This is a genomic window from Gramella jeungdoensis, from assembly GCF_023805255.1.
Taxonomy (GTDB): domain Bacteria; phylum Bacteroidota; class Bacteroidia; order Flavobacteriales; family Flavobacteriaceae; genus Christiangramia; species Christiangramia jeungdoensis.
Genome location: NZ_JAMSCK010000002.1, coordinates 38,338 through 51,432, shown reverse-complemented (window position 1 = coordinate 51,432; position 13,095 = coordinate 38,338). Strand labels below are relative to the sequence as shown.

The following is a 13,095-nucleotide window of genomic DNA, read 5'->3' as shown; positions in this document are numbered from 1 at the left end:
TTGAAGTTAGCAAAAGCCTAATCCCAAACGAACTTCCAATTTCCGTCGGGCTGCCTTTTCCATACCGTGTGGAAGATGCCTTCTGAAACATTTTCGTTCCCGAGAGAATCGGTCACCTTATACACATACTTCCCATAGGTGTATCCCAAATCACCCGATGAGGACACATCTACAAAATCAGGTTTCCAGCTTAGGCTCACATCGGCTTTCTTTTCAAGGCTGGGATAACTATTCTTCAGGGCTTCCCTTCCCAGGATGAGTTTATCGTTTCGTAAAACGGCGACATCTTCGGCCGCGTAGAACAGAAAGGCTGTGGGAATACCTTCTTCAGCTGCCATTTTAGCGAAGGCTGCTTCGGTCTCTATGATCTCATTTTTCCAGGTTTCAATGTTCGCAGTTTCATTAACCTGATTGCAGGAAAGAAAAATCAGGACGAGCAGTGTAATTATTCTTTTCATCAAGAAGATATTTAAACACTACCTAAGTTAAGCTAAAATCCTCCTAATTTAGTATCGCCAGGTTCTCCATCATCAAATAACCGAGAAAAAGGAAACAAAGCAGGGCACCCGAAAGGATGATAAGAAGGTTGATCCATTTATAGCTAAGGCTGAAACTGGCCGTTTTCCTACGCTGAAAAATGAAAACGAAATTGAGCAGAAAGGCTATAAAGGGTCCTCCCAGTAACAGGAACCTAATAACCCAGTTCATAAATGAAGCATCTCCATATTTCTGATCGGCATTTATGATCCAGTCATATACAGAGGTAAAGATCCACAGATCGGTTTGGAGATAATGTTTAAAGATCACTCCGGTAAGAAAAAGCAAGGGCAGGACAAGTAAAATGGCGCCTGTTACCAGCACGAAATTCCGTCCTGGCCTTTTCATGAGGCCTTTAAACAGCCAATGGATCTCATATGACGAAGGCGATAGTTTCATTATCAAACCATGTGCATTCAATTTACGAATTAACAGGCTGAAAATCAATAAATCGAAACCCGTATTGCACCTTAAGGATTAGCCTGTAAGCAAAGCTATTCCTCTTCGGCGATCCTTTTTAATTTCTGCAGCCCCATTTCGAATTCCTTTCCTACTTCTTCCTCCATATCCATGGTAAGTTTCATAAGGTTGAACGGGTAAGGCATCTCACTGTCAAATCCCCAGGTAACCACAGTACTGTTTCCGGCCTCATCCAGTTTTATATAGCCTTCGGCCTCGCTTTCGTATGGTGTATAGAACTTAAGATCGGTGGCCAGAAGTCTTGGCGCCTCCACCTTTGAGATCGTCTGGCTTCCCTTACCTACCTTTTCGTGATCGCTTTCCCAGCTGCTCATGGCTCCAACGGTACCATCAACACCGGTCATTTCCTTTTTCATATTGGGATCGTATTCATTCCAGGGGCTCCATTCGTCCAAAGCGGCCAGGCTTTTGGTATGTTCCCAGACTTCCTCAATAGACCTGTCTATTGTTATGGATTTTTCATAGTGAAAATCCCTTGAAACGAAAAGGGTGACAATAAGCAAGAGCACTATAAATGCCAGCACTACTATGCCAATACTTTTTAAGGTCTTCATAATAATTAAATTTTGGTTAGGGTTTATGCTTTTAAGCAGGAAGTCTCAGGAGATTGAAGCTAACAATAACTAAGTTAGTAAATAAATCAAATGCTCAGGAGATAAAATTCCTGCTCATTCCAACATTGGCCAGAAAACCGGAACCAATAACAAGATAATGGTTAAAAGGATGACTGTTAAAGGAACACCGGCTTTGATAAAATCCATGAATTTATACTTCCCGGGTCCGTAGACCAGGATACATGAAGGTTCAAAAGGTGTTATAAGGGAAACCGAAGCGCCCAGCATAATGGCGATGGCAAAGGTTCTCGGATCGGCCTGAAGTATTCCGGCAGCATCCATGGCAACCGGTAAAATAACCAGGGCTGCCGCAGCATTGGACATGGGTTGTGTAAGAAGGATCACAAGGATCACAAATCCGGCCAGCACCCAGATAGTTCCCAATCCACCCAGAAGTCCAATGATATTATTCGCCAGGAATTCGGAAGCGCCAGAATTATGCATAGCCGTTCCGAAGGCACTCATCCCACCTATGAGGATTAGCAGTTTCCAGTTCATTATCTCGTAGGCCCGCTCTACATGCAATGCACCAACCATGACCGTTACGAGGGCGGCGGTGAGAAAGGCCACCGATAGAGGCACCAGGTCCAGTGACCCGGCGATAATCGCCAGTAAAAAGACCAGTGCAGCAAAGATCCCTTTTCTTTCCTTGAACATATTCACCCTGAAGTCTCCCATCACCGAAAATTCGGTGGAATTTCGAATCGCTTCGATCGTCTCCTCGGTTCCCTGTACCAGGAGGACGTCCCCGATCTTTAGCTTCACATTACCTATCTTCTTAGAGACCATTCCCTCAAAACGATGTATCGCCAGGACCACCAGCCCGTAATTCTGCCGGAACCTGGCCTCCTTGAGAGTGCGGTCTACCAGCCTGGACCCCGGAGTTATAAGTACCTCAACAAGTCTAACCTTATCACTTTGTATCTCTTTTTTCCCAATGGTATCGGCCATTACATGTAACCCGGCATGTTCCTTGACCTTTATAAGGTCATCTACCTTACATTCCACAAGCAGGATATCTTCAACCTCGAGAATAGTAGAAGGGGTTGGAATGATATCGTCCTTTCGGCGGATCACCTTTATGATCTTCACCTCCCATTGAGCCAGCTCTGAAGTGAATGCATGTTTACCAATAAGGCTGGAGCCCTGGGGAATAACGATCTCGGTAAGGTATTGTTTGATCTTGTATTCCTCGGTAAAACTGCCTTCCTGCCGGTCTGGCAACAGCCTGCGCCAGAAAACTAACATGAATACGATTCCCACCGCACATAGAATGAGACCTATCCATAAGATCTCAAAAAAATGCAAAGGCTCAAGCCCAACGCTGGCAATATATCCGCTAACGGCAACATTGGTGGAAGTGCCAATCAGGGTGCAGGTTCCTCCCAGGATGGAAGAATAGGCAACCGGGATAAGAACTTTTGACGGACTTATCTTCAGTTTTCTGCACATCCCCACAACGGGACCCGTAACCAGCGCCGTTACTGTTGTGTTGTTCATGAAAGCTGAAAACGAGCCGGTAATGAGCATGGTATATGCGATAAAGAGCGACTTGCTCTTTATCCCTTTAATAAGCTTTGAACCCACTTTATCCAGAAGCCCGGTCTCAGAAAGCGCACCGGATATCACAAATATGGAAGCAAGAATGATCATAAAATCACTACTGAATCCAGCAAAGGCTTCAGACGGTGTAAGCACACCACTAATGCAGAGCACCACCAGCAGACCAATGGTGACCACATCTACCGAAAATGTCTCAGTAGCAAAAAGAATTATGGCTATTACAAGCAAACCTATTACCAGAGCTATTTCCATAATTCATATTAGTTAGAAGTAGATTAAATATAACCAAAATACTTAGGTGTAGGGATATAGACATATTTTTTAAAACCAAATGCCTCCCGTTCAGGATGGAAAAGAAATTTTTTCGATCTCCTGAGTTTTGAACGCAACCATTAACTTCATCCTGCATCTTAGGTTAGAACAATAGCTTCAAAAAAATGAAATTAAGACGCCTTATCCTTCTACTGTCTATCTTACTGGCTTATTCCTGTTCAAGCAATAAGGATGGTCTTATTATAGTGGATTTCTCAGCAGGTCCCTACCCACAAACCTGGAAGCTCTTCAAAATGACCGGTAGCATGGTAAATTCTGAAACCGCTGGAGAGGATATGGCCTGGCAGGAAGAATACAGGTTTAGCTCCAATGCAAGTGTGGTAAAAACAAGGACACAAGACGGAGTGTCATCAAGCATAACAGGTGACTTCACAATCTCCCAGGAGAACGACCGGCAGCTCATCATCATTGAATATCAGGAAGACAGTAATCTTATTGGCAGTTGTACAGGCACTGAAGAGAGTCTTTTTTTCAATGCCGAAGATGGTGTTTTAAACAGCAACTGGTGGGCATGTGACGGGCCCGGGCTATTCTATAAAAAGAATTAATGATTTTAATGGCTAATTCACTTTTCTGACAGGTGATAACAGGTCGTGTGTAGGGTCACGGCCTTTAGCCATTAAGTAGGAAAAAATCGAAAATACGCCAGTTAAGGCTCACTGATCACCACCAATTATGCGAGCCTGGCAATAAAGAAACCCAGCAAGACTACCAGCCCATACATGAGCAGGCCCAATACTAAAAGTCCCGATCGCTTCCATCCTTCCACTCGTGCCGATTGCTGGACCAGAAAAGCGATCCTTCCGGCAATAGCACCTACAATGGTTATTATCACCAGAACAGGGGTCATTCTCAACTCTTCATCTGCCTGAACATAGGAAAAGGTGATCAAAGCCAGGGGAGCGATCAAAGCACCCATCACTGTCCAGGAAAGCGGTCTCCCTTCTTTCACACGGGATGTTTTCATGGTTCTTCTCATAGCTTAATTCTTAGAAATAATTTTCCTAAATAATCATGCCAAAATTATACAGCAGCTCATGAAATGCAAACCTAAAAATTATGTTTTCAATAGCGGTTAAATTTCTCAAAGCTTATCGCTCTCAGGGTCCATCCCACCTGATCTTAATCGCATTAATTTTTTCGGTCTGCAGTTTGATATCCTCCAGGACCTGAAATCCCTGTTTCCGGTAGAATGCAACCGGAGATCTGTATGGCTTGTCGTTGGCCCTGATATAATTTTCAGAGTCAATTATCCAGCCACTGAGCTCTCTATTGGTTTTTTTAGCCATTTGCAGGATCTGATTCCCATATCCTTTGCCCTGAAATTCAGAATCGAGGATCGCCAGAAACCATCTTTCGCCATCTCTGATAAAATCGGCATACCAGCCTTTGATCTCATTATTGTTGGTTACCAGGAGTATATGATTCTGATCTTCCAGTTTTTGCAGGTACTCATCTAATTCTGAAATATCATTGTAGTTCAGGCCCTTAGGATATTCATTATTCCACAGCTTAAAGAGCTGTTCCTTTTGCTTTACCCCAGGTTTCCTGGTTTTAATGAATCTCATATTAAATTAAAATCGATTGTTCAGTCCAGAAGAAGCATCAGCTCACATGTTTTTAATAATTGAGCCTGATTATCTCATCGATTCCATCTTCATATGAGGTTGGATGAACATCAAATTCCTTTTCAAACTTACTGCTTTCAAAAACATAATCCCTGTCGTACTGATATACCATCTCAACACTTTCTCTCATAACAGGCATAAACAAACCTAAGATTCTCACCAGGAATTTTGGAGCCACCTGATACCTTGGTTGCACTTTCATCTTTGCAGCGATAGCCTCGATCCATTCCTTGCCGGTCATGGGATCTGATGCTGTAGGCAGATGCCATACCTGACCGTAAGCTTTCTCTGTATTCCCCAGACGCGCTGTCGACATAGCAGCATCTACTGTATAGGTAAAAGAATGTTTGAATTTATCACTGCCCAGCCAATTGGCCTTCTTGCCTTTCTTCAATGGCTTAAAAACCATTTCTGTAAGAATACTGGTCCCTTCAGTATACGGGCCATAATAGTCGGCACACCTTGCAATAAGAGCTTTTAACCTACCGGCCTTTGTATGCATCATTATCATCTCGGCTATTTCGGCCCTTACCTCTCCTTTTTTGCTGGGTGGGTTCACCGGGGTATCCTCTGTCATCGGGTTAAGATGATATTTATCATACATATAAACATTATCAAAGAATACCAGCTTACAGGTCTCTTTTTCACAAATCTCTATAAGCGTCCTGATAAATTTTGGCCATTTCTCTCGCCATACTTTTTTACTGTATTCAAAACCAATGGTCACATAAACAATTTCTGAACCTTTCACAGCGCCTTCCAGCTGGACGGGATCCAGCAGGTTAGCAACAAAAACCTGGTCTGTTTCATTGACCTTTTCCGGATTCCTGCTAACCAGTCTTATCTCTGATGTATATTCCTTAAGAGCTTTTGCCAGTTCAGTTCCAATTGGTCCGCCAGCACCTAAAATTGTTTGCATTTGTATTCTTTTAGATCAAATCCTAATTCATTGTAAAACAGCTTTTCAAAGCTTAATGAAATTACCGATTTTCTATAAAGAATCTTCAATTTATTTAAGCCATCTTTTGCTTAAGTATTATTCAGCTTTTGTAAAATTCAGGGCCGTCACCCCACAGGGAAAGTTTCGGGTTACCTTATGTTCTAACTGTTTCCTGTTCTTTAATTCAGCAAACATTGAAATTCCCTTCCCCAGGATCACAGGATTCATGAACAGCCAGTATTCATCTATAAGGTCTTCCTCCATAAGCAACCTCGTTGTAGAAGGACTCCCCAGCAAAAGAATATCTTTACCGTCATTTTGCTTAAGCTCTTTGATCTTGTTCAGGAAATCATCACCATAAAAGGAGGTTTTAGGTTTTTTCTCCCCCTGCATGGTATATGAAAAGACGATCTTATCTACCGTATTGTACCATTCCGAATGTTCTTTATCATGCTTACTCGCTCCCGGTTTAGAAGCTGCATCGGGCCAGTAATCGTCCATCATTTGCCAGGTTACCCTGCCATAGCATGCGATATCTGAATTATCGGTTAAGGTCTTTACAAAATCGAACATTTCCTCGTCCAGTTTTATCCAGTCCATCTCACCTTTCTCCCCGGCGGCATAGCCGTCCAGGCTTACATGCATATGTGATACCAGTTTTTTCACGAGTCGCTGAATTAGAAATTCAATAATTCTGTGTAAGGATCTCCAGGAATATTCAGAACCCGGGTGAAGGCGGGCTCGGTCTTTATTCCCTGTTTCTTTAACGCTATTATCTTCTTTCTGAAATCTTCTCCATGTTTATTGACCAATTCATGTTCAACGATCATATGCCGGTAGGCCATTTGTTCTTTTGATGGAATGTTCTGCCCGAAGATCTCTACCTGGAAATTCCCAAGACTGAAATTTGCGATCACCGAAAGTTCTTCATTGATTTTCTTTTGTCTGATCCTGAATTCCTTTTCCCCATTGAAATGCTTAATAAGATCTTCCTCAAACATCTTCCGGTTTTCCCAGCAGCAAATAATATCCAGGTCGCTTGCCTCCGTATCAATCTCAATGGGAATAGTGCCTGTGAGAATGGGGTCGTACTTCTTCAGTTTCCTGAATACCGCATAATTGGTCAGCAGTTCATAGACCTGTCTCTGTTTCACGTTTCCAGACTTTAAGTAATCGATCTTTCTGAAATCCATATTCTAAATTTAGGAGTTTTATTTCAGAAAACTACTTGTATCTGCCAGTTCAAATTCTGGTGAGGTTGAGAATATTCGAATGGACGGCAAATAAAATTTATTCGATGTTTACTTCATGGAGTACCTACGGTCATCCTTTTTTTCACTATCTCTCCCTGCGATGGTACAGTTCAAATTCGATCTCCTTATTAAGACCTTGTCCAAGATCTCCAAGATGATGTGACGAACCGGTTTTAACCTGAGATACTCCGAATGATATTTTATCGATGACCAAAACGAAGATATCAATTGTTGAACCTACTACTGCTGCGAATGTGTTAACTAAAGCTTTCATGACTGTTGATTTTTATTATTAAACTTCTGAGATGTAAATGTATATACAGATCTCATTTTCAGACATATGACATCGGTATTAGCATCTATGCAAAAAGGATTTTTAAGGAAGAAAGACTAACTTTATAAGATGCAGACGGGAAGAACCAATTATGCGCGTTCAGGCGGAGTGAATATTGCCTATCAGGAATTCGGCAGTGGCGATACATGTTTGATCGTTGTACCGGGATGGATCTCGAATGTAGAACAGTTTACCAGTATTCCGCCACTGGCAGCCTGGGTGAATCATCTCTCAGGTTTTTGCAGGCTTATACTTTTTGACAAGCGTGGCACCGGCCTTTCTGATCGTGTGAACGAATCTGAACTTCCCGGTATGGACCAGCGTGCAGAAGATCTCTTAGCGGTGATGGAACACGCGAAAATCGACAGGGCGGCATTCTTTGGCCTTTCGGAAGGCGGTCCGCTCGGCATACATTTTACCGCAACCTATCCTGAGAAGGTCTCGAAACTTATACTTTTTGGCTCTTTCGCCAAATGGGTAAGATCTGAGGATTATCCATACGGATTGAATGAGGAAGGGCATTTAAAAACCATCAATTATATGGCAGAGAACTGGGGAGGTCCGGTGGGATTACAGCTCATGGCTCCCAGCGTAAAAGATGATCCTGAAGCCCAGCAGTACTGGGCGTCCTACCTGAGACACAGTGCCAGCCCTTCGGCAGCCATCGCACTTTACCGAATGAACCTGGATATCGATGTAAGGCATTGTCTTAAAAAGATCAAAAAGCCTGTTCTGCTTATTCATCGTGAAGGCGATAAACTGGTGGAGTGCGGTCACAGCAAGTTTTTAAAGGAAAATATAGAAGGAGCAAAATTATTGCTTACCAAAGGGGCCGATCATTTACCCTGGTTTGGAATAAACAGGGAAGAATTGATGGCGATGCAGACCTTCCTTTTAGATGGGAATGTGGTGAGCGATAAAAGGCTTGACAAACTTAATCCTGAGGATATATTTGCTATCTACTCCATCAAGGATCATATTGAAAAACATTTTGAGGAAGAGATTACTATAAACAGTCTTTCCCGGCAATTCGGCATCAATGATTTTAAGGTGAAATCTGGCTTTAAGGCATTGTTCGCAACCCCGGTTATAAACTTCCTTAACCAGACCCGGCTAAATTATTCCCTTAGACTTTTATCAGATCCCCGTCTTACCATGAGCGATATTGCAGAAAAGGTTGGTTATAAGCATCCCAACAACTTTTCTACTGCCTTTAAAAGAAGATATGGCGTGCCTCCCAATAAATATAGGGGCGAATTAATGCAGGGTAAAGATCCGAAACAAAAAAAGGCATTTTAATTTTATGGTTATTTACTTAAATAAATAAGCCTTTGCTTATCACCAAGCCTATAGTTAGTTGATATATACTAATGCCAGGAAAAAGTTGCCCAACAGCATACATAAAAGGGTATAAGTTATCAGTTTATCCGATAATTTAACATGAGGATTCTTTGTTCTCCAGCCTGTTCTGACTTCATGGGTAAATCTAACATAGGCAATAAAGTCTCTTTCGAGTTTCTTTTGGCTTAAATGTTTAAAGAACCTGTCTAAAAACCAGTAAATAAAGGGAGTACACAAAGAATAACAGGTTATTTTATCATACTTATCCAGGTTAGCGAATAACAAGCCAGTTAAGCCAATGAGGGCCACAACACCTGAAACCTTCCATACAATTTCTGGCTTAAGCCATTGCTTCTTGCGGTGCTGAAGCACAAGAATGGGAATTGCCAAAAGAAACAGTGGAATAATAAAAATTTCGAAGAATATTTTCAACTTCTGTTTTAGTTGGTAAACCTTGCCAAATTTACTGCATTCCAAATAAAAGATCTATTATGAGCTTTATTTATATTTAAACATTCGCGCTGTTTATGGTTTCCTTGGATAAAGCCAAAATACCTGGCCAAGAAGTCTCTTTTTACTCTTTTCATTTCAAGTTTTTTAAATCTTTTGTTATCTCACCTCTGGCTTTCCTTGTACCCCAAATAGCAGCAATAACAGAAAGAACCCAACCAATTGCAAAGGGTAAAGTTACATCGGGATTACCTCCAAAATAGTTACCTACACCAGCCACAAGTGTGCTGGCGTTACAAATTACGGGTGTGTACCAAAGGCTTTCAGGGTGGGCCCGGCAAATTAAAAAGCACATTATAGCAACAGTAATTCCGGTAAACAAGTAGGCTAAAAAATTACCCAGACCTTCATTGGCAATCCCTAATAGCATCCCAATAAGAGAGATGATCCCAACATATAAAAATGGAAGTACGAATGAAACCAGGCCTGTAACAGCTGCCGAGACCCAAGCCTGATTCCTCGATATTGCCGATCTAAAGCCTACTGATCTCATATTATAAAACTTATCTCAATCCCTTAATCTGGGGATAGGTCAGAGTTGAAAATATCCCTGAACAAATGCCATTCTCCATCTACCTTTTTCCAGAGCACTATGTATTTACCCCGGTCTACCTCAACCCCTTTTTTGTATAAGGTGAGTTCTCCCTCTTCGGCTACCAGGTCTTTTGTCCCCCAAACGTTAATTGTTCTAAGCTCAACTTTTTCGATACCTGAATTCATTATACTGGCCATGGTTGACTGGATATTTTCCCTTCCCATGATTGCGGGAGACCCCTCCATCATGAACTTGGCATCTTCAGTATATAACTTTGCCAATCCCACCGAATCCTTGGCTGCATATAATTCTGAAAACCGGGTGTTGGCATCTACGATCTCGGTTTTAGCGGTTTTAAGATTAAAGGTGTCTTTTGGAGTTTTCGCTTCCATTTCCTCTTTCTCTTTAGGTTCGTTCGCCCTGTCATTACAGGAGATAGAAAAAGTAAGTACTAAGGCTGCTGCCAATGCTAAATAAAATGCTGAACTTTTCATTATTTCATTCTTTACTGATGCCTACTCTAATCGGTTTTCGGTTTCCCCGTTTAAAACATTCAAATAATACATTGCACATTATAGCAGTTATGCAGTTTATGCTAACTGAATGTTATGAATAAATAGCAGTAAAGAAGGCTGGATTCCAGATGGTTGGTGGCAAGAGTATATTAAAGATACCAAATTTTATCCAAGAAAATCAGTTAACGAGCTGTTATACAGTAATTTCCAATAAAATAGATGACCAGATCATACGACCTCGTTCTTTAATATCGCTCCTTTTTTAAAGTCGGTAATATTCTTTAGGGTGGTCAGGGTTATTTCTTCCATAGCCTCTCTGGTGAAATATGCCTGGTGAGAGGTAATTAGAACATTCGGGAAACTGATGAGTCTTAAGATGAGATCATCTTCTATGATACTTTCTGAAAGGTCTTTAAAGAACAGGTTCTCTTCCTGTTCGTAGACATCGATTCCCAGGTATCCAACCTTCCTGTCAGAAAGTCCCTTAATGATGTCGGCTGTATCAATAAGAGCTCCCCTGCTGGTGTTAATGATCATGATCCCGTTCTTCATCGATGCCAACGACTTCTCATTTATCATATGCTTTGTTTCCGGAGTAAGCGGGCAGTGCAGGGAAATAATATCAGCTTCTTTAAATACATCATTCAAGGTTTTGTATTCCACTCCCAGATCTTTTACCTCATCAGACCGGTACTTATCAAATGCTATAATTTTACAGCCAAAACCTTTCATAATCTTACAAAATGTAGCGCCTATTTTCCCGGTTCCTATAACTCCAACCGTCTTTCCGTGAATATTGAATCCAATAAGTTTATTGAGAGAAAAGTTAGCCTCGCGAACCCTGTTGTAAGCTTTATGGGTTTTCCTGTTAAGGGTAAGTATTAAAGCCGCCGCGTGTTCTGCCACCGCCTCGGGTGAATAGGCAGGTACCCGAACTACCTTGATATCATGCCTTTTTGCCGCTTCTATATCTACATTATTAAACCCGGCACAACGAAGCGCAATCAACCTGATCCCACTTCCGGCCAGAATCCCTATCGTCCTGGCATCAACTTTATCATTTACAAAAACACAGACTACCTCATAACCAGAAGCAATATTAGCAGTATGGGAATTCAAAGCTGTTTCGAAAAAGGTGAATTCAAGATAATGGTCTTTGTTATATCGCTCAAAGTATTCCTGATCATAGGCTTTTGTGCTAAATACTGCTATTTTCATATCCTTTGTGATTTCATATTATAAATCTAACAGGAATTGCTGAATTTCGGTATTCACTATAACAGGCTCTTCCACTGGTGACATATGGCCTGCCCTGGGAATTATTCTGAGTCTGGAATCTTCAATCAGTTTATGCATGAGCTCGGCTTTTCCAACATCGGTGAGTGCATCCTGCTGCCCGACCAGGATCAAAGACGGACATTTAATACTGCTCAGCTTCTCTGTTACTCCTCTTCTTTCCAATACCCCTTTTACAACCTTTACAATTCCGCTTTGATGATTTGCCAGAAAATAGTTCTTCCATTTTCTCCTCAACAATTTTTTATCCGGATCCTTTAAGAAGGTGGGACCAAAAAACATTTTCATCACCCGGCCGGCAATAGGTTTTAATCCCACATATTTAGCGATAAATAACATAATTTCATTTCTCAAAAAATGGCCTTTAGGTTCCGGCTCAGAAGAGGTGTCAATTAAAATAAGGGACTTTATAATTTCCGGGTATTTACTGGCGAGCCGCAAGGCAACCATTCCTCCCATTGAAAAACCTACAAAATGACACGCCCCGCAGCCGATAGCATCAATAAATTCATAGGTTTCTTCCGTAAGTGATTCCAGATCATATCCATTAAGCGTTATTTCACTTTTCCCCTGGCCTCTAAAATCAAAACGAATGCAGCGATAATTAGCTTTCAGAAAATCTACCTGCTCATCAAACATTCTTAGATTAAACAGCATACTATGCCCAAAGACCAGTGTCTCCTTCCCCTGGCCCTCATCTTCATAATACAATTGGGCGTTATTCAGCTTTATATATGGCATGGCTTTATCTTATGCAAATTTGCAGATGCTACATTAAGCTTGTTAAGCATATACCGGGATTTGTCAGGATAAGAATTAAGGAGATAGGTTCCGGTAAGAAGTGTTAGCTCTAAACCCTAATACCTGATATAATAAGCCTGGTGGGTTAGATCATAACCTCACTAACCTGAACACTAGGTTCAATATTGGTGAAATTCGGCAGATCGGCCATTATCTTATCAGCGTTCGGGCCAAAGGAATTTCCAAACTCCTCCATCGAATCAAAATACAGGTTTCCCATGGCTGCAAATAAGGCCGGTGATTCAGGGCCTCCTCCAGTAAGGCCTTTTTCCACGGTCGCAGCCTTAACTGAATCTCCTAATAACTTCCCAACCATCGGTACATGTTTATTGCAGTAATAATCCATGTCAAATGTTTTACCTTCGCCATTGGGGTACAAAACGCTTACTTTAATCATCCCTTTTTTCATCTTATA

Annotated in this window: 18 protein-coding genes; 2 read left to right on the top strand and 16 right to left on the bottom strand. The window is 41.6% G+C overall.

Annotated features, from left to right (window positions below):
• Positions 1 to 17: 17 nt before the first annotated feature.
• The 4 genes from NE848_RS04440 to NE848_RS04425 all read right to left on the bottom strand — a co-directional run bounded on the left by NE848_RS04440 (position 18) and on the right by NE848_RS04425 (position 3,446).
• On the bottom strand, positions 18 to 458 hold the full coding sequence (locus NE848_RS04440; protein WP_252111017.1) for a YybH family protein: 441 nt from the start codon (positions 456 to 458) through the stop codon (positions 18 to 20).
• 43 nt (positions 459 to 501) lie between these two features.
• On the bottom strand, positions 502 to 885 hold the full coding sequence (locus tag NE848_RS04435) for a hypothetical protein (protein WP_252111016.1): 384 nt from the start codon (positions 883 to 885) through the stop codon (positions 502 to 504).
• A gap of 146 nt (positions 886 to 1,031) precedes the next feature.
• Positions 1,032 to 1,571 carry an SRPBCC family protein gene (locus NE848_RS04430; RefSeq protein WP_252111015.1) on the bottom strand — a complete coding sequence of 180 codons (540 nt, stop codon included), beginning with the start codon at positions 1,569 to 1,571 and terminating at the stop codon, positions 1,032 to 1,034.
• A gap of 114 nt (positions 1,572 to 1,685) precedes the next feature.
• The gene (locus NE848_RS04425; protein WP_252111014.1) at positions 1,686 to 3,446 is read right to left on the bottom strand and encodes an SLC13 family permease; all 1,761 of its coding nucleotides are present in this window, start codon (positions 3,444 to 3,446) and stop codon (positions 1,686 to 1,688) included.
• Positions 3,447 to 3,631: 185 nt separating this feature from the next.
• Between NE848_RS04425 and NE848_RS04420 the strand changes: the two genes are divergently transcribed.
• The gene (locus NE848_RS04420; protein WP_252111013.1) at positions 3,632 to 4,075 is read left to right on the top strand and encodes a hypothetical protein; all 444 of its coding nucleotides are present in this window, start codon (positions 3,632 to 3,634) and stop codon (positions 4,073 to 4,075) included.
• Between the two features lie 125 nt (positions 4,076 to 4,200).
• On the opposite strand, the gene NE848_RS04415 is transcribed toward NE848_RS04420, so the two are convergent.
• The 6 genes from NE848_RS04415 to NE848_RS04390 form a co-directional block, all read right to left on the bottom strand.
• Entirely contained in the window at positions 4,201 to 4,506 is a 306-nt protein-coding gene (locus NE848_RS04415; RefSeq protein ID WP_252111012.1) for a hypothetical protein, read from the bottom strand.
• 121 nt (positions 4,507 to 4,627) lie between these two features.
• Complete coding sequence (locus tag NE848_RS04410; protein ID WP_252111011.1) at positions 4,628 to 5,095, bottom strand: GNAT family N-acetyltransferase; 468 nt, start codon at positions 5,093 to 5,095, stop codon at positions 4,628 to 4,630.
• A 52-nt stretch (positions 5,096 to 5,147) separates the two neighbouring features.
• Entirely contained in the window at positions 5,148 to 6,074 is a 927-nt protein-coding gene (locus NE848_RS04405) for an NAD-dependent epimerase/dehydratase family protein (RefSeq protein WP_252111010.1), read from the bottom strand.
• A 117-nt stretch (positions 6,075 to 6,191) separates the two neighbouring features.
• Entirely contained in the window at positions 6,192 to 6,761 is a 570-nt protein-coding gene (locus NE848_RS04400) for a dihydrofolate reductase family protein (protein ID WP_252111009.1), read from the bottom strand.
• A gap of 11 nt (positions 6,762 to 6,772) precedes the next feature.
• Positions 6,773 to 7,288 (bottom strand): DUF4269 domain-containing protein, encoded by a 516-nt coding sequence (locus NE848_RS04395; RefSeq protein ID WP_252111008.1) that lies wholly within the window; start codon positions 7,286 to 7,288, stop codon positions 6,773 to 6,775.
• A 145-nt stretch (positions 7,289 to 7,433) separates the two neighbouring features.
• A complete protein-coding gene (locus NE848_RS04390; protein WP_252111007.1) occupies positions 7,434 to 7,622 on the bottom strand; it encodes a hypothetical protein in 189 nt (62 codons plus the stop codon).
• Positions 7,623 to 7,751: 129 nt separating this feature from the next.
• Between NE848_RS04390 and NE848_RS04385 the strand changes: the two genes are divergently transcribed.
• Complete coding sequence (locus NE848_RS04385) at positions 7,752 to 8,981, top strand: alpha/beta fold hydrolase (protein WP_252111006.1); 1,230 nt, start codon at positions 7,752 to 7,754, stop codon at positions 8,979 to 8,981.
• A gap of 54 nt (positions 8,982 to 9,035) precedes the next feature.
• Here NE848_RS04385 and NE848_RS04380 read toward each other — a convergent pair whose 3' ends face one another.
• The 6 genes from NE848_RS04380 to NE848_RS04355 form a co-directional block, all read right to left on the bottom strand.
• Positions 9,036 to 9,455, bottom strand: a complete 420-nt coding sequence (locus NE848_RS04380; RefSeq protein ID WP_252111005.1) for a hypothetical protein — start codon at positions 9,453 to 9,455, stop codon at positions 9,036 to 9,038.
• Positions 9,456 to 9,606: 151 nt separating this feature from the next.
• Positions 9,607 to 10,026, bottom strand: a complete 420-nt coding sequence (locus tag NE848_RS04375; RefSeq protein ID WP_252111004.1) for a hypothetical protein — start codon at positions 10,024 to 10,026, stop codon at positions 9,607 to 9,609.
• A gap of 23 nt (positions 10,027 to 10,049) precedes the next feature.
• Positions 10,050 to 10,562 carry a YybH family protein gene (locus tag NE848_RS04370; RefSeq protein ID WP_252111003.1) on the bottom strand — a complete coding sequence of 171 codons (513 nt, stop codon included), beginning with the start codon at positions 10,560 to 10,562 and terminating at the stop codon, positions 10,050 to 10,052.
• A 249-nt stretch (positions 10,563 to 10,811) separates the two neighbouring features.
• The gene (locus NE848_RS04365; protein WP_252111002.1) at positions 10,812 to 11,801 is read right to left on the bottom strand and encodes a 2-hydroxyacid dehydrogenase; all 990 of its coding nucleotides are present in this window, start codon (positions 11,799 to 11,801) and stop codon (positions 10,812 to 10,814) included.
• Between the two features lie 18 nt (positions 11,802 to 11,819).
• Entirely contained in the window at positions 11,820 to 12,620 is an 801-nt protein-coding gene (locus NE848_RS04360) for an alpha/beta fold hydrolase (RefSeq protein WP_252111001.1), read from the bottom strand.
• Positions 12,621 to 12,765: 145 nt separating this feature from the next.
• Entirely contained in the window at positions 12,766 to 13,089 is a 324-nt protein-coding gene (locus NE848_RS04355; RefSeq protein ID WP_252111000.1) for an EthD family reductase, read from the bottom strand.
• Positions 13,090 to 13,095 lie beyond the last annotated feature (6 nt).